At 36.6% G+C, this 22,575-nt stretch carries 19 protein-coding genes and 1 tRNA gene; 11 read left to right on the forward strand and 9 right to left on the reverse strand.

Annotated features, from left to right (window positions below; all coding sequences use genetic code 11):
* The first annotated feature begins 487 nt into the window (after window positions 1-487).
* Together EV200_RS00530 and EV200_RS00535 are read left to right on the forward strand one after the other, a co-directional pair.
* On the forward strand, window positions 488-2,140 hold the full coding sequence (locus tag EV200_RS00530) for a fimbrillin family protein (protein WP_132528882.1): 1,653 nt from the start codon (window positions 488-490) through the stop codon (window positions 2,138-2,140).
* Between the two features lie 21 nt (window positions 2,141-2,161).
* The gene (locus tag EV200_RS00535; protein ID WP_132528883.1) at window positions 2,162-3,604 is read left to right on the forward strand and encodes a fimbrillin family protein; all 1,443 of its coding nucleotides are present in this window, start codon (window positions 2,162-2,164) and stop codon (window positions 3,602-3,604) included.
* A gap of 170 nt (window positions 3,605-3,774) precedes the next feature.
* Here EV200_RS00535 and atpC read toward each other — a convergent pair whose 3' ends face one another.
* Together atpC and atpD are read right to left on the reverse strand one after the other, a co-directional pair.
* Window positions 3,775-4,020: an ATP synthase F1 subunit epsilon gene (gene atpC / locus EV200_RS00540; RefSeq protein WP_029283968.1), complete on the reverse strand. Its 246-nt coding sequence runs from the start codon at window positions 4,018-4,020 to the stop codon at window positions 3,775-3,777.
* Window positions 4,021-4,105: 85 nt separating this feature from the next.
* Window positions 4,106-5,608, reverse strand: coding sequence for a F0F1 ATP synthase subunit beta (gene atpD, locus EV200_RS00545; protein ID WP_132528884.1), 1,503 nt, complete (start codon window positions 5,606-5,608; stop codon window positions 4,106-4,108).
* Window positions 5,609-5,768: 160 nt separating this feature from the next.
* Here atpD and EV200_RS00550 point away from each other — a divergent pair, with 160 nt between their 5' ends.
* The 5 genes from EV200_RS00550 (at window position 5,769) to obgE (ending at window position 9,540) form a co-directional block, all read left to right on the forward strand.
* The gene (locus tag EV200_RS00550) at window positions 5,769-6,677 is read left to right on the forward strand and encodes an SDR family oxidoreductase (RefSeq protein ID WP_132528885.1); all 909 of its coding nucleotides are present in this window, start codon (window positions 5,769-5,771) and stop codon (window positions 6,675-6,677) included.
* A gap of 65 nt (window positions 6,678-6,742) precedes the next feature.
* Complete coding sequence (locus EV200_RS00555) at window positions 6,743-7,207, forward strand: redoxin domain-containing protein (RefSeq protein ID WP_132528886.1); 465 nt, start codon at window positions 6,743-6,745, stop codon at window positions 7,205-7,207.
* Window positions 7,208-7,307: 100 nt separating this feature from the next.
* Window positions 7,308-7,381, forward strand: a tRNA-Arg gene (locus EV200_RS00560).
* 425 nt (window positions 7,382-7,806) lie between these two features.
* The gene (locus EV200_RS00565; protein WP_132528887.1) at window positions 7,807-8,376 is read left to right on the forward strand and encodes an adenylate kinase; all 570 of its coding nucleotides are present in this window, start codon (window positions 7,807-7,809) and stop codon (window positions 8,374-8,376) included.
* A 168-nt stretch (window positions 8,377-8,544) separates the two neighbouring features.
* A complete protein-coding gene (gene obgE, locus EV200_RS00570; RefSeq protein ID WP_132528888.1) occupies window positions 8,545-9,540 on the forward strand; it encodes a GTPase ObgE in 996 nt (331 codons plus the stop codon).
* Here obgE and EV200_RS00575 read toward each other — a convergent pair whose 3' ends face one another.
* Together EV200_RS00575 and EV200_RS00580 are read right to left on the reverse strand one after the other, a co-directional pair.
* Window positions 9,541-10,158 (reverse strand): YdcF family protein, encoded by a 618-nt coding sequence (locus EV200_RS00575; RefSeq protein WP_165877824.1) that lies wholly within the window; start codon window positions 10,156-10,158, stop codon window positions 9,541-9,543.
* Between the two features lie 180 nt (window positions 10,159-10,338).
* On the reverse strand, window positions 10,339-10,704 hold the full coding sequence (locus EV200_RS00580) for a YtxH domain-containing protein (protein ID WP_132528890.1): 366 nt from the start codon (window positions 10,702-10,704) through the stop codon (window positions 10,339-10,341).
* 116 nt (window positions 10,705-10,820) lie between these two features.
* On the opposite strand from EV200_RS00580, the gene EV200_RS00585 reads away from it, so the two are divergent.
* From EV200_RS00585 to EV200_RS00600, 4 genes are all read left to right on the forward strand, one after another.
* Window positions 10,821-11,201 carry an OsmC family protein gene (locus tag EV200_RS00585; protein WP_132528891.1) on the forward strand — a complete coding sequence of 127 codons (381 nt, stop codon included), beginning with the start codon at window positions 10,821-10,823 and terminating at the stop codon, window positions 11,199-11,201.
* A gap of 82 nt (window positions 11,202-11,283) precedes the next feature.
* Window positions 11,284-12,537, forward strand: a complete 1,254-nt coding sequence (locus EV200_RS00590; RefSeq protein WP_132528892.1) for a DUF2130 domain-containing protein — start codon at window positions 11,284-11,286, stop codon at window positions 12,535-12,537.
* A gap of 264 nt (window positions 12,538-12,801) precedes the next feature.
* Window positions 12,802-14,937: a glycoside hydrolase family 97 protein gene (locus EV200_RS00595; protein WP_229676873.1), complete on the forward strand. Its 2,136-nt coding sequence runs from the start codon at window positions 12,802-12,804 to the stop codon at window positions 14,935-14,937.
* Window positions 14,938-15,084: 147 nt separating this feature from the next.
* A complete protein-coding gene (locus EV200_RS00600; protein ID WP_132528893.1) occupies window positions 15,085-15,564 on the forward strand; it encodes an acyl-CoA thioesterase in 480 nt (159 codons plus the stop codon).
* Here EV200_RS00600 and EV200_RS00605 read toward each other — a convergent pair.
* From EV200_RS00605 to kdpB, 5 genes are all read right to left on the reverse strand, one after another.
* On the reverse strand, window positions 15,561-17,300 hold the full coding sequence (locus EV200_RS00605; RefSeq protein WP_132528894.1) for an ATP-binding protein: 1,740 nt from the start codon (window positions 17,298-17,300) through the stop codon (window positions 15,561-15,563). The two genes, EV200_RS00600 and EV200_RS00605, sit on opposite strands and share 4 nt — an antisense overlap.
* 110 nt (window positions 17,301-17,410) lie before the next feature.
* A complete protein-coding gene (locus tag EV200_RS00610; protein WP_132528895.1) occupies window positions 17,411-18,535 on the reverse strand; it encodes a sensor protein KdpD in 1,125 nt (374 codons plus the stop codon).
* An 18-nt stretch (window positions 18,536-18,553) separates the two neighbouring features.
* Window positions 18,554-19,624, reverse strand: coding sequence for a porin (locus EV200_RS00615; protein WP_132528896.1), 1,071 nt, complete (start codon window positions 19,622-19,624; stop codon window positions 18,554-18,556).
* Between the two features lie 145 nt (window positions 19,625-19,769).
* On the reverse strand, window positions 19,770-20,330 hold the full coding sequence (locus EV200_RS00620; RefSeq protein ID WP_029283948.1) for a K(+)-transporting ATPase subunit C: 561 nt from the start codon (window positions 20,328-20,330) through the stop codon (window positions 19,770-19,772).
* 155 nt (window positions 20,331-20,485) lie between these two features.
* Entirely contained in the window at window positions 20,486-22,513 is a 2,028-nt protein-coding gene (gene kdpB / locus EV200_RS00625) for a potassium-transporting ATPase subunit KdpB (RefSeq protein WP_132528897.1), read from the reverse strand.
* Window positions 22,514-22,575 lie beyond the last annotated feature (62 nt).

Here is a 22,575-nt window from a genome sequence, read left to right on the forward strand (position 1 = left end):
GCCATAAAATTAGTCAAAATTCTAAGGAGGCATTCTAATGGCTTTAGTATCCTATTTTCAGATAAAATAGACTTAATCGGATTTCTATATCATTTCAATAATCAATCTTCAAATCTGAATTAACCGATACTTGAATAAGGTAAAGAGGTAGCCTGTTGTAAATAAGCGTTTTGCATTTTCTGTTTCCTTTTCTAATGAACTATTTTTATCTGCATTTTTTGATATAAATCAATATTTCGCTTACATCATACAATGTTAACAGATCATTATTATTTACTTTTTTTAACGCTAAATGTTAACTGAAACTTCTTTTTGGCTTAACTAAAAGCCTTTTCGTAGGCCCTTTCTTTGCGAGATCATTTAAGAAACCATTTTCCAACCAGGATGTTTAACGCATCCAAATTCATTTACGCACTCCACTCTACAACACATATGTTGTAGAGACCCAGCCATAAAATAAATCAATTTTTTAACATAATTACAAATAATGAGAATTAGAAATTTACAATTTGCTTCAATCTTTGCGCTCGTACTTTTTGCAACAGCCTGTAAAAAGGACAATCCAAAAGAGCCTGATGTTGTGGTAGATAATCGTACAGCTGTTCGGTTTTCTTCCTCAATCGATGGTCAGATTAAAACTAAGGCAACCAATAATAAATGGGATGCCAATGACGTAATTGGTGTGTTTATGAAAACCGGAAATGGTTTCACCAATGTAATTTCATCAAATAAGGCATACACAACCAGTGGTGATGGTGAGTTTAAACCTTCAGCAACAGACCAGTCATTATTTTACCCTGAAAATGGTAGTGCTGTAGATTTTGTAGCTTATTATCCATTTAACCAATCGCTGGTAGGAAATGGCTATTCAGTTAATGTTGAAAATCAAAATAATCAGGCAGCCATTGATTTGATGTATGCAAATAATGCAACGGGTTTAAGCAAAACCAGCACCAATGCCAATTTAATTTTTACCCACCAGTTATCAAAGATTGAGATTACTGTTAAAAATGGTGCAGGTGTAGCTGACTTAAATGGCCTGTCTACGAGTATCGTAGGTGTAAAATCTAAAGCAGATTTCGATTTGGCAAGTGGAATTATGGTGGCACAGGATCAAAAAACCAGCATTTTGGCCAAAACAAGCATTAAGGACATTACAACTGTGGCAGAAGCCATCTTAATTCCAACTACGGATGAGACCAATACCAAAATTGTATTTACAATTGGTACGAAAACATTCACCTGGAATTTACCAGCTAATACCATATTTGAAAAAGGTAAAAAATACAGCTATGAAATTGAGCTTAAAGGAGAAGGAACAGGAACAACAGGTATTGCAGCTACCCTAAAAGCGATAATTACCAATTGGAATGAAGTGCCATCCGGTTCTTATAGCCTGGATCAGGAAACAACTATTAATCCACCTGCACAGTATGGATACATGGAAACGCCAATTGTAAATACTGATAACAATACACTTTACGTTGCACATGGTTTTCCAGGTAGAACTGGGGTAAGAAATTATTCTATGTTATATGATAAAAGGTATAAGTTAGCTTATTGGGTAGCCTATCCACTACATGCTTCCTATATCGGAAGTTCTGGTCGTTCTGATGCATGGGCATTTGATCCGGCAATTTCATCAAGTGATCAGGTAAATTTAAGTAGTTCATTTGGTAATGGATACGACCGTGGTCATCAGATTCCTAGTGGTGACCGTACCGCTACCAGAGATTTAAATGCAACAACTTTTTATTATTCTAATATGACGGCTCAGGTTTCTTCTATGAATCAGGGAATCTGGAATAATTTAGAACAGCAAGTAAGAACCTGGACAGCACAAAGCGACACGCTTTATGTGGTTACAGGTGCTGGTATTACCACTGCTTCCGATCAAAATATTACCTATTTGAAAGGATCAGCCATACCAAAGTATTATTACAAAGCTCTTGCAATGAAGAAAGGCGATACCTATTATACGATTGGATTTAGAATTAACAATCAGGTTATTCCATCTTCAACCAATTACAATTCTTACCGGGTAAGTGTAAGTGATATTGAGAAGGAAACCGGTTATACCTTTTTTCCTAAACTATCCAAAACCGTAAAAGAGACTATCGATAATAATATCTGGAAATAAAAAATCTACTAAATAACGAACATGAAAAATCAAAACATTTTATTTGCAACAGCCATTACGCTGTTTGTAATGAGTAGTTCTTGCAAAAAGGACAACCCAACTGAACCTACAACTCCTGAAACTAGCACGGCTGTTAAATTTTCTTCAAGCATTAATGGCCAGATCAAAACCAAAGCGCTTAATGATACCTGGGAAGCCAATGACGCTATTGGTGTTTTTATGAAAACGGGTACAGGTTTATCAAATGCTATTGCTGCAAATAAAAATTACAATACAACTGGCACTGGCGAATTCAAAGCATCATCTACTGATCAAACACTTTATTATCCTGAAAATGGAAGTACAGTTGATTTTGTTGCTTATTATCCATTTAAACAAAGTCTTGCAAATAATATTTATTCAGTTGATATCAATAACCAAAACACTCAAAGTGCTATTGATTTAATGTATTCAAATAATGCAACAGGATTAAGTAAAACCAGTACATTGGCTAATCTGGTATTTACTCACCAATTATCTAAAATTGAATTTACAGTTAAAAATGGTACTGGCGTTACAGATTTGAATGGCCTTACGACCACTGTTGAAGGTTTAAATACAAAAGCAGATTTCGATTTAGCTACTGGTATTTTAAGCAATCAAAGTCAGACGAATGATGTAACCGCTAAAACTGCGATTAGAAATACTGCAGTTGTATCAGAGGTAATCGTGTTACCTGTGGCAGATGCTTCTGGCAAACAAATAACCTTTAGCTTGCCTGCCGGAAAATTCAAACTGACTTTGCCCGCAAATACAAAATTTGAAAAGGGTAAAAAATACGCTTACGAAATAGAATTGAAAAATGGTGGAACGGCTACACCGGTAGCTGTAGCTTTGTCTGCAACCATCACCAATTGGACTAATGTGCCATCAGGATCATATACTGTTGATCAGGATGTTGTAACTCCACCAGTTGCCACAGAAACTATTGTTTATACGGAGACTTTTGGAACAGGAACTATTCCATCTACAAAACCAAAAATTGCGACTTACACTAATTACGATAACAAAGCGCTAACATTTAGTGATACTTATGGAATTGCAGATTTAAGAACAATTTCTAGCTATGGAGATGGTACCAATGCACATGTATGGTTACCTGCTACAAAAGATGCTTCTGTTGCTATTTCAGGTGTTAATCTTTCTGGATATACTAAATTGAAAATTAAGTATGACTTAGCTGCTAACATTACAGGATCAACAGCTACTGGTAACCTGAATATCATTAAAGTAAAGGTAAACGGTGTTGATGTTGCGGTGAGCAGCCAGCCGATTGCAGGTACTCCGGATCAGAATAAATTTTACACCTTAGAAATTGCAGATATTGCAGCACAGGCTAATAACACCATTGAATTCTATGGTACAGCTGCTACAAATACTTACGGTATCCGTTTGGATAATGTTGTGATTATTGGCGTGAAATAATATAATTTAAAATAAATAAAGAGCCCGTTTTGCATTTGCAAAAAACGGGCTCTTTGTTTTATAATTAGTTTTGAAAGAATATGTTATTGAAATATTTATAATGATTTATGAAAATCTTCAAATGAAAAAGCCCCGATATTTATCGAGGCTTTAAAAATTAGCTCATTATTTTAAGCAATACCTTCTGCCAAAACAACAATTTTATTGTGGATGGCTTCTACTACACCGCCTTTAATAAAGAAACGTTGTTCATCAGTTTTACCTGCTTTTATAATAACTTCTCCATCTTCCAAAGTTGAGATGATTGGCGCATGATCTTTTAAAATCTGAAAAGAACCTAAAGTACCTGGAACCGTAACGGCTGTTACTTCACCTTCGAAGACTTTTTTATCTGGAGTTAATATTTCTAAATTCATTCTTATAGATTTGAGTAACAAGTATCTAGTATCAGGTATCAAGATAAGGTTTCAAATCTTGATACTTAATACTCAAATCTTGATACTAGTTCGCTTCTGCTAATAATTTTTTACCTTTTTCAATGGCATCTTCTATGCTACCAACTAAGTTAAATGCAGCTTCAGGATATTCATCCACTTCACCGTCCATAATCATGTTGAAACCTTTGATGGTATCTTTGATATCAACCAACACACCTTTTAAGCCTGTGAACTGCTCAGCTACGTGGAAAGGTTGAGATAAGAAACGTTGAACACGACGGGCTCTTGATACGACTAATTTATCTTCTTCAGATAATTCATCCATACCTAAAATCGCGATAATATCTTGTAATTCTTTATAACGTTGTAAAGTTTCTTTAACACGTTGTGCAGTGTTATAATGCTCATCACCTAAAACAGCAGGAGAAAGGATCCGAGAAGTAGAATCCAATGGATCTACCGCTGGATAAATACCCAACTCAGCAATTTTACGCGAAAGTACAGTAGTAGCATCTAAGTGGGCAAATGTTGTTGCCGGTGCAGGGTCAGTTAAATCATCTGCAGGTACATATACTGCTTGCACAGATGTAATTGATCCACGTTTAGTTGATGTAATACGCTCTTGCATTAAACCCATTTCAGTTGCCAATGTTGGTTGGTAACCTACCGCAGATGGCATACGACCTAATAGCGCCGATACTTCAGAACCTGCCTGAGTGAAACGGAAGATGTTATCAACGAAGAAAAGGATATCTTTTCCAGCGCCTTCACCATCACCATCACGGAAATATTCTGCAACTGTTAATCCTGATAAGGCCACACGAGCACGTGCACCAGGAGGCTCGTTCATTTGACCGAAAACCAATGTTGCTTTAGATTCTTTTAATTTTTCAGTATCAACAGCTTTCAAATCCCATCCACCTTTTTCCATAGAGTGTAAGAATTCGTCGCCATAATTGATAACACCAGATTCGATAAACTCACGAAGTAAATCGTTACCCTCACGAGTACGCTCACCCACACCAGCGAATACTGATAAACCAGCATAAGCTTTAGCGATGTTGTTTACCAACTCCATAATCAATACTGTTTTACCTACACCAGCACCACCGAATAAACCGATTTTACCACCTTTTGCATAAGGCTCTAATAAATCGATTACTTTAATACCTGTAAAAAGTACTTCAGTTTCGGTTGATAAATCTTCAAACTTAGGAGGAGTAGCATGAATAGGGCGGCCATCTGTTTTATCAACAGCAGTAATACCATCAATGGCTTCACCAACCACGTTAAATAAACGGCCTTTAATTTGGTCGCCAACTGGCATTTTAATCGCTGAACCAGTGTCAAGTACATCCATTCCACGAACTAAACCATCTGTAGAGTCCATTGAGATTGCACGTACACGATCTTCACCTAAGTGTTGTTGAACTTCTAAAACAATTTTTTGTCCATTTTCTTTCGTTATCTCTAACGCATCAAAAATTTTAGGTAGATGGGCATCATCAGCAAAGCTAACGTCAACCACTGGGCCGATAATTTGTGCTATTTTTCCTAAGTTAGGCATATCTGTTGTGAGTAAATTTATTATAGTCAATGAATTAAAGCCGTTTGTAAGGGCTCCAATTCGGTTGGCAAAGTTAAGTTATTATTAGTAAATTTTAAATATATATTGGAAATTTTTCCAACAGGGTTTTAATCGTAATTTTAGCGCATCAAAAAATCAAATGAAAACCATTTTAGTAACAGGAAGCAACGGTCTTTTAGGACAGAAAATCACTGAAAAAGTTTTAGCTGAGGGGAGTGTAAAGCTAATTGCAACTTCTAAAGGCCCAAACCGATATCCCATTGTTGATGATTACAAATATATCGAAATGGATATTCTTGATTATGCCTTGGTTAAAGAGGTTATCTCAACACATCGGCCTGATGCTATTGTTCATACTGCTGCAATGACTAATGTTGATACCAGTGAAGAAAATAAGGAATTGTGTTATGCATTAAATGTGAAGGCCACACAAAATCTCGTATCGCTTTGTGAAGAATACCAAATTCATTTTATACATTTAAGTACCGATTTTATTTTTGATGGTATTTATGGGCCATATGCTGAGGAAGATGCACCAAATCCATTAAGTTATTATGGAGAAACGAAGCTGCTTGCTGAGCTCGCTGTGAAAGAATCAAAAGCAAATTGGGTAATTTTACGAACAATACTTGTATATGGCATAACCAAAGATATGAGTCGAAGTAATATTGTGCTTTGGGCTAAAGGTGCTTTAGAAAAAGGGTTACCGATTAATGCCGTGAACGATCAGTGGAGGATGCCTACATTAGCAGAAGACTTAGCTGATGCCTGTCTTCTGGCGGTTCAAAATAATGCTCAGGGGGTATATCATATTTCTGGTAAAGATGATATGAGTATTGTAGAAATAGTAAGAAAAGTTGCCGATTATTGGTTGCTGGACAAAGCACTAATTTCTGAAATTAGTTCAGAAAATTTAAAGCAAAATGCAAAACGACCAGCTAGAACAGGGTTTATTTTAGATAAGGCGATGAAAGATTTAAAATACCATCCGCATAGCTTTGAAGTTGGGTTGAAAATTTTAGATGAACAGATGAAGAAAAATAATTAGTTCACTTGTCATTAATTCATTAAGCAAGCTTAAAAATAACAAATTTTAAAATAAAACAATTAAATATGTCACTACAAATAGGCGATCAGGCCCCGGATTTTAAATTATTTAGTTCTGATTTATCGGAAGTTTCGTTAGCAGCTTTTAAAGGGAAAAAGGTTATCATTCATTTCTTTCCAATGGCTTTCACCGGAACTTGTACAGAGCAACTGTGTGCCATGAGAGATAACTTCAGCTTTTATGAGGGTATTGATGCGCAAGTATTAGGTATTTCTGTTGACTCGCCATTTTCTCTAGCCAAATTTAAAGAAGTACAAAATTATCAGTTTCCATTATTGTCTGATTTCAATAAAGAAGTATCGGAAGCATATGATGCCTTTTACCCAGAATTTGTGTTTGGATTGAAAGGTGTATCTAAAAGAGCAGCTTTTGTGATTGATGAGGAAGGAAAAATCGTTTATGCAGAAGTTTTAGAAGATGCTGGTAAATTGCCTGATTTTAAAGCTATTAATGATGCTTTAAAAGCTTAATAATAGAGTTTCCAGATATAATTTGAGATTTTTTTTGAAAATTAATTGGAAATTAAAATCTCAAATTATACCTTTGCAGTCCGTTAACGATACGGAAAACGCATTTGTAGCTCAATTGGATAGAGCATCTCACTACGGATGAGAAGGTTTGGGGTTCGAATCCCTACAAGTGCACAGAAGAGGATTTCAATTTGAAATCCTCTTTTTTTGTTTAAAATCCATATTTTTCTGCTCTATTAACATTTGAGATATTCTTTAAAGAAAAAGAAGAGGCTTTTAATTTTTGATATGATGTTGCAATAATATTTATTTAACATCAAGTATAATTTAGTCTCATTTTTAAGGGATAGTTCACTAAAACAACGTGAAAATTCTCTTGATGCCAAAAGGTATGATATGAAATTTCAATAATTCATTAAAATAATTTAGATAGAATTTAAACTATTGGGTTTTTAAATAAATTTTGAATAATAAATACCATCTAAATTAATAATTATATATTTGCAGCCTTGAAAGGCAATACTTTATATTTCACTTTCATGTTGTATAGCCATAGGAATAAGGCTTTTTTATTTTTAAAGATAACCTAAACCACGTTAATGCTTAATTTAGTTCTCTTTGGCCCTCCAGGGGCGGGTAAAGGCACCCAATCTGAAAAACTGATTGCAAAATATCAGTTAGTACATGTTTCAACAGGCGATCTTTTTAGAGCACACGTAAAAGGAGAAACAGAATTAGGAAAAAAAGTTAGCCAATTGTTAGCTGATGGCGAATTGGTTCCTGATGCGATAACAATAGCCATGCTTGAAGAAGAAGTGGATAAAAATCCTGATGCAAAAGGATTTGTATTTGATGGATTTCCCCGCACTGTTCCACAAGCAAAAGAACTTGATTTATTTTTGGAGCGTAAAGGAAGCAATATTGCTGGTGTTATTGCTTTAGATGTTGATCAGGTAGAATTAACTAAACGCATTGCAGAACGCCATAAAGTAAGTGGCAGGCCTGATGATGATGCAGAAAAATTAAAAAAACGGATTTCAGAATATTTTGATAAAACCATTCATGTGTTACCTTATTATGAGGAGCAGGGAAAGTTAAAAAAAGTAAATGGAATTGGTGATATAGAACAAGTTTATAGTGATCTTTGCGCAGTAATTGATCAGTTCTAAATAATTAAATTTTAAAATATAACATCCGCAAAAAAAGCATTAGTTGTTTTTTGCGGATGTTTGTTTTTTAGCGATTTTTGTAATTCAAAGTCGCAAGTGTAAAAAATACAGTAACAGTTCATCGGCGGTTTTTAAATTTTAAGTCGCCATTTTAAATCGTAAATCATTATGTCTCAGGGTTCAAATTTCGTAGATTATGTAAAAATTTGTTGCCGTTCTGGTAAGGGCGGCGCAGGTTCAGCACATTTACATCGTGATATTTTAACATCAATGGGCGGTCCGGATGGCGGCGATGGTGGTCGTGGTGGACATATTACCGTGGTAGGGAATAGCAATATCTGGACATTATTACATTTAAAATATCGCAAACATATTATTGCTGAAGATGGCTTAGCCGGAGGAAGTTCTCATAAGTTCGGCCGGCAGGGTAAAGATGAAATTCTGGAAGTTCCACTTGGAACGATTGCTAAAGATGCAGAAACAGGCGAAGTGCTTTTCGAAATCACAAAGCATGGCGAAACAAAAATTTTAACTGCTGGTGGTAGAGGTGGCCTAGGTAATGCACACTTCAAAAACTCTGTTCAGCAAACACCTCGATTTGCACAACCTGGCGAGCAAGGTAAAGAAGTTTGGAATATTCTTGAACTGAAGGTTTTAGCCGATGTGGGTTTGGTTGGTTTTCCAAATGCGGGTAAATCTACTTTGTTGTCTGTAGTTTCTGCAGCCAAGCCTGAAATTGCCGATTATCCTTTTACTACTATTGTACCAAACCTTGGAATTGTAAGTTACCGTGGTGGTAAGTCTTTTGTCATGGCTGATATTCCTGGGATTATTGAGGGAGCATCAAAAGGAAAAGGCTTAGGATACCGTTTCTTACGTCATATTGAACGTAATTCTGTATTGTTATTTATGGTTCCGGCTGATACGAGTAGATCTATTAAAGAGGAATACGAAATTTTGAAGCGAGAACTGGAATCATATAATCCTGAATTGATGCAGAAACCACATATCTTGGCCATCACCAAATCTGATATGTTAGATGAGGAATTAATGAATGAAATAAAGCAGGATTTGCCCAATATTCCATCGATTTTTATTTCATCAGTTGCAGAAAAAAATATATTGGAGCTGAAAGATTTGCTGTGGAAAGCTATAGACGCTTAATTAACTTCTGGCATAATCTACCGCGCAACCTACCCATTCTTTTAAAAGGATATCCCAATTTGAAAATGCTGCTGCATCTGGGATTATAAAATCAGGCAGGTCATAATCGGTTTTACCAATAAAATTGGTAGGATAGTAATCTATCTTATTATCTGAAAGTTTATTGAAAATCAGCTTAGTCCTTGGGATGTGCCAGGCGCTCGTAATCACCAGTATTTTCGCATTTGGCTGGTATTTTTTAATTAAAGCGAGACTGTATTTAGCGTTTTCAACTGTATTTCTACTTCGATTTTCAATCAGGATAGCAGAATCCGGAATATTCATTTGTTTTAAAAATCCGAGAGTTAAATCTGCTTCTTTAACGGTGGTATCTAAAAGATTTGCACTTCCGCTACTAATTAAAATTTTTTGAATATTTCCCGACTTAAATAATCTCAATGCCTGAAAAAGCCTGTCACCACTAGCTCCAAGGGCAATCTGATTGATGCGTTTGTTGTAAGATGAATAACCTCCTAAAACAATACCTACATTATAATTTTGCTTTTTTGGATAAGCAGCTTCATAGATATTTGATACCTTACCTACAATAAAATTATTAGAAAAGAAGAAGAATAACACAATGCCTGTAATCAGTAATTGTCTTTTTCTTTTTTTTGCGAAACATGAGAAAATTAAGATTGCAAAGACCCAAACTAAAGGTCTTAAGAAAAATATAAAAAGTTTAGAAAAAATAAAAATCATAGATAAGGCTTATTATCGCCTAAAACTATGATTTTTATTTTAATCAAATATGAAATGTTATCCTTGTCCTTCTTGAACCTGGGTATTATCATGTGCATTTTCCAGCAACTCTTTAATATCAGATTTTGGCTTCTTTTGTATGGTTTGCTTAAAGTGAGGAACTTCATGTTCAACAATATCTTCTTCGATAGCTTCTACACCAAATACTTTTTCCTTTAATAAATTATACTTGTCTTGAAAACCATAGCGCAAATTTTTTGCACCACCCGCAATTTTTCCTCTTGTTCCTGCTCCGCTATCTGGTGCGAATAAAATACTTACAATAGCTCCAGCCGCTAAGCCAGCAACTAGTGCCAGCGCAACTTGGGCGTTATTATTTGATTTATGATCTAAATATTTTCCAATTAACTTTCTGTATTTCATAACTATGCGTTTTTTTAAAGTGAACAATTGCTACAGTATAATGTTTTGATAAATCTAAATCAGTCACGGAAAAACAGAATAAGTGGTAAGTTTAGCTTTCAAAACAAAAAAGACAAATGGTAAAAGCAACGATAAACAGAGAACATTATGCCTGTTCAGTAACGAATGGCTCACACGATATTGTGGTGGATGAGCCCTTTGATTTAGGTGGAACAAATAAAGGTTTTGCCCCAAAAGGATTATTAATGGCATCATTGGCCTCCTGCGTGGCCATTACGCTAAGAATGTATGCCGATCGAAAAGAATGGCCTATAGAAAAAATAGAAGTAGTAGTAAATATAGATACTGAGAATGGTGAAACTGTATTTTTAGAGGAAATAACCTGTACCGGGCCCTTAACTGATGAACATAAAATGCGACTTGAAGACATTGCTTCCAAATGTCCGGTGAGTAAAATGCTAACTGTTGGTCATGAGGTAAGATCAAAGGTACTTTAAAAAGGTGCAAAACTCATCTGCTCATTCCTGAAAAGCTTTAATATCTTTGTATAGCTTCAGCTCTTTCTGAAGAAAATTATTTATGGCTACTGAAATTAAATGTCCGAGTTGTGCCCATGTTTTTCCAATGGAAGAAGCTATGGCCGAAGATTATAAAAAGGAACTGCGTGAGAAAATGGTCACTTTTACCAAACAAAAGGACGAGGAATTTCAGCGTAAGCTTGCTGCAATGGAGAATGAAAAGCAACTCCAACAAAAAGCTTTTGACTTAAAACTTGCTGAAGAAAAAACCAAATTGAAGGATGATTTGGAAGGCAATCTTCGTAAAAGCATTGCAGCTGACTTTGAAACTAAATTACAAATGCTGGAAGGTAATGCTAAGGATAATGAAGAGAAGTTAAAGTTGGCAAGAGAAAAAGAACTGGAGTTTTTACGTCGCGAGCAAAGCCTGAAGCTGAAAGAAGAGGAGATGGAGTTGGCTTTTCAACGTAAAATGCAGGAGCAACGTAATGAACTGGTGGAACAGATTCGCAAGCAGGAGGCTGAAAAAAATAGCATTAAAGATACCGAACACCAGCTGCGTTTAAGGGAACTGGAAAAACAACTCGATGATCAGAAAAAGCTAGCGGAAGAAATGAAGCGCAAAGCCGAGCAGGGCAGTATGCAGTTGCAAGGCGAAGTACAGGAATTGATTCTGGAAGAACTTCTTCGTAGCAATTTCCCATTCGATTTAATTGAGGAGGTTGGTAAAGGCGTGCGGGGAGCAGACTGCGTTCAGGTGGTGCGTAACCAGTTTGGCCAGGAGTGTGGCAAAATTATTTATGAAAGTAAACGAACAAAGGATTTTGGTGGAGACTGGATTGAAAAATTGAAAAAAGACATGCGGAGTATGGGGGTTGATGTGGCGGTTATTGTCAGTCAGTGTTACCCAAAAGGTATGAGCAGTTTCGGCCAGCGTGATGGTGTATGGATTTGTTCTTTTGAGGAAGTTAATGCTGTAGCTTATGTGCTTCGCGATGGTATCTTGCGTTTATCAACAGCTATAAAATCACAGGAGAACCGTGGAGATAAAATGCATATGCTATATGATTACCTTACCGGAGCAGAATTTTCGGAACAGTGGAAAGCCATTCGAGAAGGTTTTATGAGCATGAAACTTTCTATTCAGCGCGAACGTGATGCCATGGAACGTTTGTGGAAGGCCCGTGAGAAACAACTGGAAAAGGTATTGCTAAATGCCACACATATCCGTGGCTCTATTGAAGGTATTGCAGGAAATGACAGCATTCAATTGAGTTTAACAGATGACGATGATGAAACTTTGTTATTGGATTAAGTTTTAACATATAAATAAAGTAAAGTGTATTTATGCTTATCAGGTGATGAAATGTTCTTATATAGGTAAAAAAATTGCAGTAAGTTCAATAAATTACCATATAAGAAATATGAGTACATTTAAGCTTATTTATTGCTAAATGAACTAATTATCCGTTACCATTTAATGTACGAACATTTGTCTTATAGTTTACGAAAATCTCTTATGTGGTCAAAAAGCTAATTGTGGTTTACCATTTTCTAAATTGAATAATAAATATATAACGTGAATAAACATCAAAAAAATAAATTTTATAAGCTCTTCATTTTTTTAATACTGATTTGCTTCTCTCTGTCGGATTCGGCAGCTTTTGCCCAGGAATTGAAATCACCTGATGCCAATTTGATTGCCAACTTTTCTTTAGCGGATGGCGGCGTGCCAACTTATAGCTTAAAGTATAAAGGTAAGGACGTAATTAAAACGAGTAAGCTAGGACTGGAATTAAAAGAAGGCAAATCTTTGTTGAATGGTTTTACCATTTCGGATACGAAAGCCAGTACTTTCAATGAAACCTGGACACCTGTTTGGGGAGAAGTAAAAGAAATTACCAATCATTATAATGAGTTAGCGGTAACCCTTACTCAAAAGGAAACCAACCGATATATTATAATCCGGCTAAGATTATTTAACGATGGTTTGGGTTTCAGATATGAATTTCCAGAACAGAAAAACCTTGATTATTTCATAATTAAAGAAGAAAAAACACAATTCGCACTGGCTGGCGATCATAAAGCTTTTTGGTTGCCTGGTGATTACGATACACAGGAGTATAGCACGGTGACTTCAAATTTATCTGAAGTTCGTGGTAAAATGAAGGATGCCGTTACACCGAATGCATCGCAAACTACTTTCTCTCCAACCGGTTTGCAAACTCCTTTGATGATGAAGAGCAAAGATGGTTTATACATCAACATTCATGAAGCAGCATTAATCAACTATTCGTTAATGTCCTTAAATCTTGATGATAAAAATATGGTTTTAGAATCGTGGTTAACACCTGATGCCGTTGGAGATAAAGGTTATATGCAGGCACCTTGTACATCGCCATGGAGAACCATTATTGTAAGCGACAAAGCAGGTGATATTTTAACTTCAAAATTAACGTATAACCTTAACGAGCCGACAAAATTTAAAGATGTATCCTGGATTAAACCAACCAAATATGTTGGCGTTTGGTGGGAAATGATCACGGGTAAAAGTACCTGGGCCTATAATAATTTAACCAGTGTACAATTGGGTGTAACTGATTATGCTAAAACAAAACCTAACGGTAAACATGCTGCAAATACTGCACATGTAAAGGAGTATATTGATTTTGCTGCTAAGAATGGATTAGATGCTGTTTTGGTAGAAGGCTGGAATGAAGGTTGGGAAGATTGGTTTGGCAAAACAAAAGATTATGTTTTCGATTTTGTCACCCCGTATCCAGATTTTGATGTGAAGGAATTGCATCGATACGCGGCAAGTAAAGGCATTAAAATGATCATGCATCACGAAACTTCTTCATCAGTACGTAACTATGAAAGACATTTGGATACCGCTTATAAATTTATGAAAGCCAATGGTTATGATGCCGTAAAAAGTGGTTATGTAGGGAATATGATTCCCCGTGGCGAACATCATTACGGGCAGTGGCTAAATAATCATTATTTATATGCCATTCAAAAAGCTGCAGAATATAAAATTATGGTCAATGCACATGAAGCGGTACGTCCCACTGGTTTGGCCCGTACTTATCCCAATCTGATTGGAAATGAATCTGCCAGAGGAACAGAATACGAAGCTTTCGGAGGGAATAACGCTGATCATACAACGATTTTACCATTCACACGGCTAATCGGTGGCCCGATGGATTACACGCCAGGCATTTTCGAAACCAAAGTGAGTGCTTATAATCCAGAAAATAATTCTTTTGTACACAGTACACTTGCCCGTCAGCTTGCCCTATATGTTACCATGTACAGTCCGTTGCAAATGGCTGCAGATTTACCTGAAACTTATAATAAATACATGGATGCTTTTCAATTTATCAAAGATATAGCGGTGGATTGGGATGATACCAAAGTTTTGGAGGCGGAACCCGGAGATTACATTACTTTTGCCCGTAAGGCAAAAGGTAAAAATAACTGGTTTGTCGGCCGTACAAATGATGAAATCGGCCGTACTTCAAAAATAGATTTTAGCTTTTTAGATGCTGGTAAAAAATATACGGCAACCATTTATGCTGATGCAAAGGATGCACACTATGAAACGAATCCTAAAGCCTACACTATTCGTAAAATGGAAGTAACCAGTAAAACGAAGTTAACGCAATATTGTGCACCAGGTGGAGGTTATGCGATTAGTGTAATGGCGAAATAAAATAACAAGTTTAACCGTAAAGAAAGCGAGTATTGAGAATAAAGATAGGAGTAGCAAAACTTCGTGTTTTTTCTTTATTCTTTTTAACCTTTTCGTACTTTGTGAAAAACTTAGCTTTCTTTGCGGTTTTAAGTATCAATAATTTAAATGATGGCAAAAATTAATAATTACATCGAACTTCAATTTTTAAGCGAACCTTCTGACGTAAATTATGGCGGTAAAGTGCATGGTGGAATGATGATGAAGTGGATTGATCAGGCTGCTTTTGCCTGTGCCTTACAGTGGAGCCAGACTTATTGTGTAACAGTTTATGTTGGTGGAATCCGGTTTTTTCATCCGGTTCATATTGGTCATTTGGTTAAAATGGAAGCACGGATTATTTATACCGGTAAAACCAGTATGCATATCGCTGTAGATGCTTTTTCGAAACCCGTTGGTCAGGCCGACTTTGTTAAAAATACACATTGCATCATCGTTTTTGTTGCAGTTGACGATGAAGGACAACCTAAACCAATTCCTGCATTTAAACCAAAAACTGAAAAAGAAATTGCCATGCACGGTTATGCAATTAAACTGATGGAACTTCGAAAAAGCATTGATAAGGAAATGGAACCTTATATTGTTTAGGATACAGCGGGCAAGGCAAAACTAAACTTGCTTCCTTCTCCAATAGCACTTTCCACCCATATTTTTCCATCTTCTGCTTCGATGAAGTCTTTAGAAATAGCAAGTCCTAAACCCGATCCAGATTTATTTTGTCCATCAGTTGGTACTTGAAAATAGCGTTCAAACAGGCGCTTTTGATATTTTTCGTCAATACCCTTTCCAAAATCCTGAACCGAAAACTGAATAAATTGATCCTTTTGAATGACATCAATCTGTACTTTTGATTTCTCGGAACTATAACGTAATGCATTCGAAAGGAAATTAACTAAAACCCAGGCTGTCTTCTGGATATCAGCATTAACAAATCCCAGGTTTTTGTCGCAGTTCATTTCTAATTGTATCGATTTCTGTTCCGCCTGAAACTTAACCGCATCAACCGCATAATTTACAATATCTATGGGTTTGGTGATGGCAAAAGTAAGCTTTAAGTTTCCGGTTTCCACTTGAGACAAGTCCAAAAGCTCACTGGTAATTTTTAATAACCTGTCGCTATCTTCTTTAATGTGCGTTAACAGCTGATTTTGTTCTTCATTCATCATACCAACCCGTTCATCGCTAAGCAGCTTTAAACTCATTTTTATAGATGAAAGTGGTGTTTTCAGTTCATGGGACACTGTTGCGATGAAATTGGTTTTGGCCTCATCAAGTTCTTTAAATTGAGTGATGTTTTTTAAAACATAAACACTTCCGGCCGATTTTGAAGATGCAATTAAGGTCTTTTCATCCTGATCATCATAATTTGGAATCACGATTTCCCGATGCTCTAAAAGGAAATAAGATTCCTTATCATCAGCGTAGATTTTTAAAGTTTTATTTTCAGTTGCTGGTTTTATAATCCGCTTTAATAACTCATTTTTTTTCATTAGTTCTGTAGCATTCTGACCGATAATTTTGTCTTCATCCAGATTCATTAATTTCGCAGCTAAATGATTTAAAAACAGAATTTCCCCTTTTTCATTCAGTCCAATGATCGCATCCTGCATTTGTGCAATAATGGCTTCGATACGCAATTTTTCAGATTTGATTTTAGAAAGATTACTGTTCTCCCATTCATTTAATTTAAGCACCATCCCATTAAAAGCATCTGCCAATTCGGTAAACTCATCGTGGTTGTTAAAATGAAGGCGTTGTTTATAGTTTTTTCTACTGATTTGTTTAATGGCAGCGCTAAATTCAGCCAGTGGGTTTGCTACAAAGCCCGGGAAGTTAACAATGAATGTAAAGAGAATTAGAAAGCTTAGAACTGCAGCAATTGAAATATATAAATTGGCTCTGGAAGCTGCTGCATTTGCCTGCTCGTTCTTTTGATAAATGGCTTTCATGTTCACGTCCTCGATAGTATGTAATGCAGAACGAAGGTTTTTTAAGTTATTTACATTTGAAGAAAGCTGTAAAGAATGGTAAGCAGATGCTAATTTTTCGAAGGCAATTTTTTCCCCGTGTTCGGTGATATTTTGTCCTTCGTATTTTAAATTTTCCTCAAATTGCTGAGCTTTTTCAGTTGATAATGGAAAGCTGCTTTCATCTACGATATGCCGCATGGCACCCACGTATTTTAGCGATTTATAGTTGTCTTTCAGGATTACTTTTGATTTATTAGATAGCTCATTCAGAAAGAATAAGGCAATTAATCCAAAGGATAAAACGAGTATAAAGAGAAACCCGAATCCGAGGCGGAGCTTGGTTTTTATTTTCATGATGTTGTTTTTTTTTTAATCGCAAAGTTTGCGGAGTTTTTAGCAACGAACGCCAAGTTGAGTTGCTTCAAGTCTCTACGCCTTTTCTTTGCATACTTTGCCGTTAAACTTTAAGAGAGTATCACCAAATCAATTTCTTTCGCAGCTAAATTACGCAACAGCTGATTAAAAATTGCCGTTCGCAACATTACCTGAAAAATATTTAAATGAGGCTTGCCCATGCAGATGGTGGTGATCTCTTTTTCCGTTGCCATATTAATAATGCTTTGTGTGATTTGATTGCTTTTAACTTTAATTACTTCAGCGCCCAGTTCAGTTGCCAGCTTAAAATGGTTAATTAAGTGCCGCTGCTTATCCAGTTTTATTTTATCCAGACTTTCCGCATCGCTTTGCACATAAAGTACAATCCATGTGGAGTGATAATAGGAAGCCAGTCTGGCAGTTTTACGAATCACTACGCCTGCGGTTTCTGCATTGGATGAGATGCAGGCCAGAAACCGTTCTTGGCGAAGTTTAATTGATTTCGGAATTTCAGTCTGAATTTTCCTTTCCACCTGGTGCACCACTTCTTTTAGTGCCAATTCCCGGAGCTGTAAAATTTTATCTGCCTGAAAGAAATTAGATAAAGCCCGATCAACTTTCGATTGATCGTAAATTTTTCCTTCCTTCAAACGGGTAATCAATTCATCAGCAGTTAAGTCAATATTAACAATTTCATCCGCCAGTTCCAGTATTTTATCTGGAATTCGTTCGGTTACAGTAATTCCCGTAAGCTGTTCAATCTCTTCATTGATGCTTTCCAGATGCTGGATATTTACTGCTGAAATAACACTAATCCCGGCTTCAAGTAAATCAAAAACATCCTGCCAGCGTTTGCCATTTTTACTACCATCAGCATTTGTATGGGCCAGCTCATCTACAATCACAATTTCAGGATGGCGGTTTAAAATACCCTGCAAATCCATCTCAGCAATTTCTTTGCCCCTGTAAAAAATATTTTTCCTTGGGATGATCGGTAAGCCTGCCACCAATGCCTCGGTTTCAGCTCTGCGATGTGTTTCCACATAACCAATGCAAACATCAATGCCGTTACGTAAAAGTGCATGAGATTCCTGTAACATCCGGTAGGTTTTGCCCACACCGGCGCTCATCCCAATATAAATTTTGAGCTTCCCCCGACGTGATTTCTGAATCAATTCGAGGAAATGTTGTACAGAATCTTCTTTTTCTTGCATTGATGTTTTTATTGGCTATTAAAAAGCAACAGCTAAACTTGCAGTTAATGTGGTATTTGCATTTACTGAACTGGTTCCACGATTAAAAATTTTATCCTTGCTATCATAAGTTTTTCCTTCTAAGCGAACAACTGCATTCGGGATTGGTGAATAATCTATATTTAAGGAATAACCTTTTGTTTTAAATCCGTTTGGAGTTTCTGTTGATATAAAAATACCATTTTTGTCTTCGTAATACTCAAATCTTCCTGCCATAGCCCATTTATCAGCAAATTTATATTGCACAATGGCTACTGGTGAAATTACTTCATTTACACTGCTGCTGCCTTTGGTTTTTTGTTGGGTGCCGTAGTCTAAACCAAGGGTTAATCCAAGTTGGTCTGTTACCTGGAAAATACCATAAAGGTTATGATAAAAACGGTTCACACGAACAGAATCCACACCTTCTGTTCCAAGGTAATTGCTGTAATTAATGGTGATTTTCGGTGTTGGCTTCCAGCTCAATTGCAATCCGCCTGCAGGCTTGTCATTTCCATTTTGCCGGGTAATTCTTTGCCATCCATTTAAATAGAGCAGGGTAGCTGTGAGTTTCCCATCTTTGGTGCCATAAGTTAATTTTGCGCCAGATTCATAGTAAGGTGTGTTTTCAGAAGAAATATTTCTGGTTAAAACCCAGCAATCTTTAGAAACAGCACTTTCAAAACCAATATGAGATGAAAAGATGCCGGCATCAATCCACAGGTTTTCTGATTTAGAAAGTTTAACTCCCGCATTGGCTTCGTAAATATTTTTGAGTACGCCAGGCTCGGCAGATAGATTAGCATTGGAATACGTTCCTGCCATTACAGCAAGGTTTGCTCTAATGTTGCCGCTATCATAAGCCGCTTTAATAAAACCCAAATTCAGGTTAACCTCATTGGTTCTATTGTGTGAATAAATAAATCCTGGGCGGTTATGGTCTGCAGGTTTATTAAAATCGTAGCCATAGTAAGTTTCTAAATAACCAGAAAATTTTACTTTAGGTTCTTCTTGTGCAAAGGCAGTAATGGATGCTGTTAAAGTTGTAATAAGGGCGATGAGTTTTTTCATTTTGATAAGGTGATTACACCGATTTTAGTGGTATTTAAGAAGTTTTTATCTAAAGCGGTCGTCACACTGAATTTATTTCAAGGTCTGTTTTGAATTAGATGCTGAAATGAATTCAGCATGACGATTGCATAAGAGATTCGTTATATTATAAATTATCCAGGGCCAGATTCAACTTCAACACATTTACTGATGATGGGCCAAATAAACCCATTAAAGGTTTAATGGTATTAAGAGCCACCAATTCTTTAACTTTCTGTTCGCTGATTTTTCTGGTTTTAGCAACTCTGGCAATTTGAATGGCAGCGCCTTGTTCAGAGATATTGGGATCTAAACCACTACCAGATGCTGTAACCATATCTGCAGGGATTTCTGATTTTTTTAATCCTGGATTATATTTTAACAAGGTGTCAATTCTTGATTGTACCTCTTTCAAATAATCAGGATTTGATGGTCCTTTATTTGAACCTGCTGATCCGGCGGCGTTATAGCTTACTGCTGATGGCCTTCCCCAGAAATATTCTGGTTTAGTAAATGATTGGCCCAATAAGGCATAACCAATTGTTTTTCCGTTTTTAGTGATTTTTTCACCAGCACCGTTGCCTTTGGAAAGTTTGCCGGCCAATGCAATGCTGATGGGATAGATGATGCATAGCAATACGATTAAAACTAATGTTAAACGTATCGATTGTATGATGTATTTTTTCATGATATTTTGTCTTTAATAATGTGATGAAAGGAAATAGATAAGAGTAAATAGAGAATAGATGTGAGAAAATAGGAGCCCATTATACGCAGATATGTTTTATTCTATGTTTAATTTAGACTTTATATCTGTTCCCTATTCTCCATCCGCTTTAAATTCTAAACCAATAAGCCTATGACTAAATCAATTAATTTGATGCCGATAAATGGAGCGACAACACCTCCAATCCCATAAATAAATAAGTTTCTGCGAAGTAAAGCCGTTGCCCCGATGGGTTTATATGCCACACCTTTTAAGGCCAGTGGAATTAAAATCGGAATAATAATCGCATTGAAAATTACGGCCGACATAATTGCACTTTCTGGTGAGTGTAAACCCATAATGTTTAAGCTTTGCAAGGCAGGGATAGAGGCAATAAATAATGCCGGAACAATTGCAAAATATTTTGCCACATCATTGGCGATGGAAAAAGTAGTAAGTGTTCCACGGGTAATAAGCAACTGTTTACCAATTTCTACAATTTCAATCAGCTTAGTTGGGTCATTGTCCAAATCCACCATATTTCCAGCTTCTTTGGCAGCCTGGGTTCCGCTATTCATGGCCACGCCAACATCTGCCTGGGCAAGTGCCGGAGCATCATTGGTACCATCACCCATCATGGCTACCAATTTACCCAAAGCTTGCTCATCTTTGATGTAGTTCATTTTATCTTCTGGCTTTGCCTCCGCAATAAAATCATCAACACCAGCCTTTTCTGCAATGTATTTTGCAGTTAAAGGATTATCACCAGTAACCATTACTGTTTTAACACCCATTTTACGCAAACGTTCAAAACGCTCGCTGATGCCTGGTTTAATAATGTCCTGCAACTCGATTACACCCAGCGCTTTTTCGTTTTCTGAAACCACTAGAGGAGTTCCACCATTGGTAGCGATATTTTTAACATGGTTTTCAATATCTGAAGGGAAGATGTTTCCTGCTTTTTCTACAATATTTCTGATGGAATCAAAAGCACCTTTTCTAATTCGTCTTCCATCGGCAGTATCTAATCCGCTTGAGCGGGTTTCGGCTGTGAATTTGATAAATGTAGAGCCTTGCGGTGTTCCAGAATTTTTAAAGCCCTGTTCATTAGCCAATTCAATAATGGATTTACCTTCAGGTGTTTCGTCTGCCAGAGAGCTTAATACGCAGGCATCAGTAAAATCTTTAATTACTACACCCGCAGTAGGGTAGAAGTTGGTTGCCTTACGGTTACCAATGGTAATGGTTCCAGTTTTATCCAACAACAGCACGTCTATATCACCTGCAGTTTCTACTGCTTTACCTGATTTGGTGATCACGTTTGCCCGTAGAGCACGATCCATTCCGGCAATACCAATGGCTGATAGTAAACCGCCAATAGTGGTTGGAATTAAACAAACAAATAATGAAATTAAAGCAGCAATAGTAATCGGAGTGTTGGCATAATCTGCGAAGGGTTTCAACGTAACACATACGATAATAAACACCAGTGTAAAACTTGCTAGCAGAATGGTTAAAGCAATTTCATTTGGTGTTTTCTGGCGTGATGCGCCTTCAACCAAAGCGATCATTTTATCGAGAAAACTTTCACCTGGGGCGGTACTTACCTGAACTTTGATTTCATCAGATAATACTTTAGTTCCACCTGTAACGGATGATTTATCACCGCCAGATTCACGGATTACCGGAGCAGATTCTCCTGTAATGGCCGATTCATCAATGGTTGCAATGCCCTCAATGATTTCTCCATCGGTTGGAATGGTATCACCGGTCTCACAAACGAACACATCTCCTTTTTTTAATTGGTTTGAAGAACGAATTTCAATTGTGCCATTTTCTAGAAGTACTTTAGCAGGTGTTTCTTCACGGGTTTTTCGCAAACTATCTGCTTGGGCTTTTCCCCTTGCCTCTGCAATGGCTTCAGCAAAATTGGCAAATACTACGGTAAGCAGAAGTATCAAAAAGATGAAAAAATTATACAATGGCGAGCCTTGTCCACTGTGGCTAATGGAGTAAACGGTAACATAAGCCATTACCAATGTACCTACTTCAACCGTAAACATTACCGGGTTGCGCACCATTACCCGTGGATCTAGTTTGATGAAAGATTGTTTTAATGCAGTTTGCACCAGCGCAGGTTCGAACAATTTATTATTGGGTTTCATTATTTTATTTTTAAGTGATTTCACAGATGTTAATGATCTCACAGATTTTTAGTGGATTATAT

The sequence above is a fragment of the Pedobacter psychrotolerans genome (assembly GCF_004340665.1).
In the GTDB taxonomy this organism is placed as follows: Bacteria; Bacteroidota; Bacteroidia; order Sphingobacteriales; family Sphingobacteriaceae; genus Pedobacter; species Pedobacter psychrotolerans.

Coding starts and splice junctions, on each gene's coding strand:
- EV200_RS00530 (WP_132528882.1), top strand. CDS start 488: ATGAGAATTAGAAATTTACAATTTGCTTCAATCTTTGCGCTCGTACTT.
- EV200_RS00535 (WP_132528883.1), top strand. CDS start 2,162: ATGAAAAATCAAAACATTTTATTTGCAACAGCCATTACGCTGTTTGTA.
- atpC (WP_029283968.1), bottom strand. CDS start 4,020: ATGAATTTAGAAATATTAACTCCAGATAAAAAAGTCTTCGAAGGTGAA.
- atpD (WP_132528884.1), bottom strand. CDS start 5,608: ATGCCTAACTTAGGAAAAATAGCACAAATTATCGGCCCAGTGGTTGAC.
- EV200_RS00550 (WP_132528885.1), top strand. CDS start 5,769: ATGAAAACCATTTTAGTAACAGGAAGCAACGGTCTTTTAGGACAGAAA.
- EV200_RS00555 (WP_132528886.1), top strand. CDS start 6,743: ATGTCACTACAAATAGGCGATCAGGCCCCGGATTTTAAATTATTTAGT.
- EV200_RS00565 (WP_132528887.1), top strand. CDS start 7,807: ATGCTTAATTTAGTTCTCTTTGGCCCTCCAGGGGCGGGTAAAGGCACC.
- obgE (WP_132528888.1), top strand. CDS start 8,545: ATGTCTCAGGGTTCAAATTTCGTAGATTATGTAAAAATTTGTTGCCGT.
- EV200_RS00580 (WP_132528890.1), bottom strand. CDS start 10,704: ATGAAATACAGAAAGTTAATTGGAAAATATTTAGATCATAAATCAAAT.
- EV200_RS00585 (WP_132528891.1), top strand. CDS start 10,821: ATGGTAAAAGCAACGATAAACAGAGAACATTATGCCTGTTCAGTAACG.
- EV200_RS00590 (WP_132528892.1), top strand. CDS start 11,284: ATGGCTACTGAAATTAAATGTCCGAGTTGTGCCCATGTTTTTCCAATG.
- EV200_RS00600 (WP_132528893.1), top strand. CDS start 15,085: ATGATGGCAAAAATTAATAATTACATCGAACTTCAATTTTTAAGCGAA.
- EV200_RS00605 (WP_132528894.1), bottom strand. CDS start 17,300: ATGAAAATAAAAACCAAGCTCCGCCTCGGATTCGGGTTTCTCTTTATA.
- EV200_RS00610 (WP_132528895.1), bottom strand. CDS start 18,535: ATGCAAGAAAAAGAAGATTCTGTACAACATTTCCTCGAATTGATTCAG.
- EV200_RS00615 (WP_132528896.1), bottom strand. CDS start 19,624: ATGAAAAAACTCATCGCCCTTATTACAACTTTAACAGCATCCATTACT.
- EV200_RS00620 (WP_029283948.1), bottom strand. CDS start 20,330: ATGAAAAAATACATCATACAATCGATACGTTTAACATTAGTTTTAATC.
- kdpB (WP_132528897.1), bottom strand. CDS start 22,513: ATGAAACCCAATAATAAATTGTTCGAACCTGCGCTGGTGCAAACTGCA.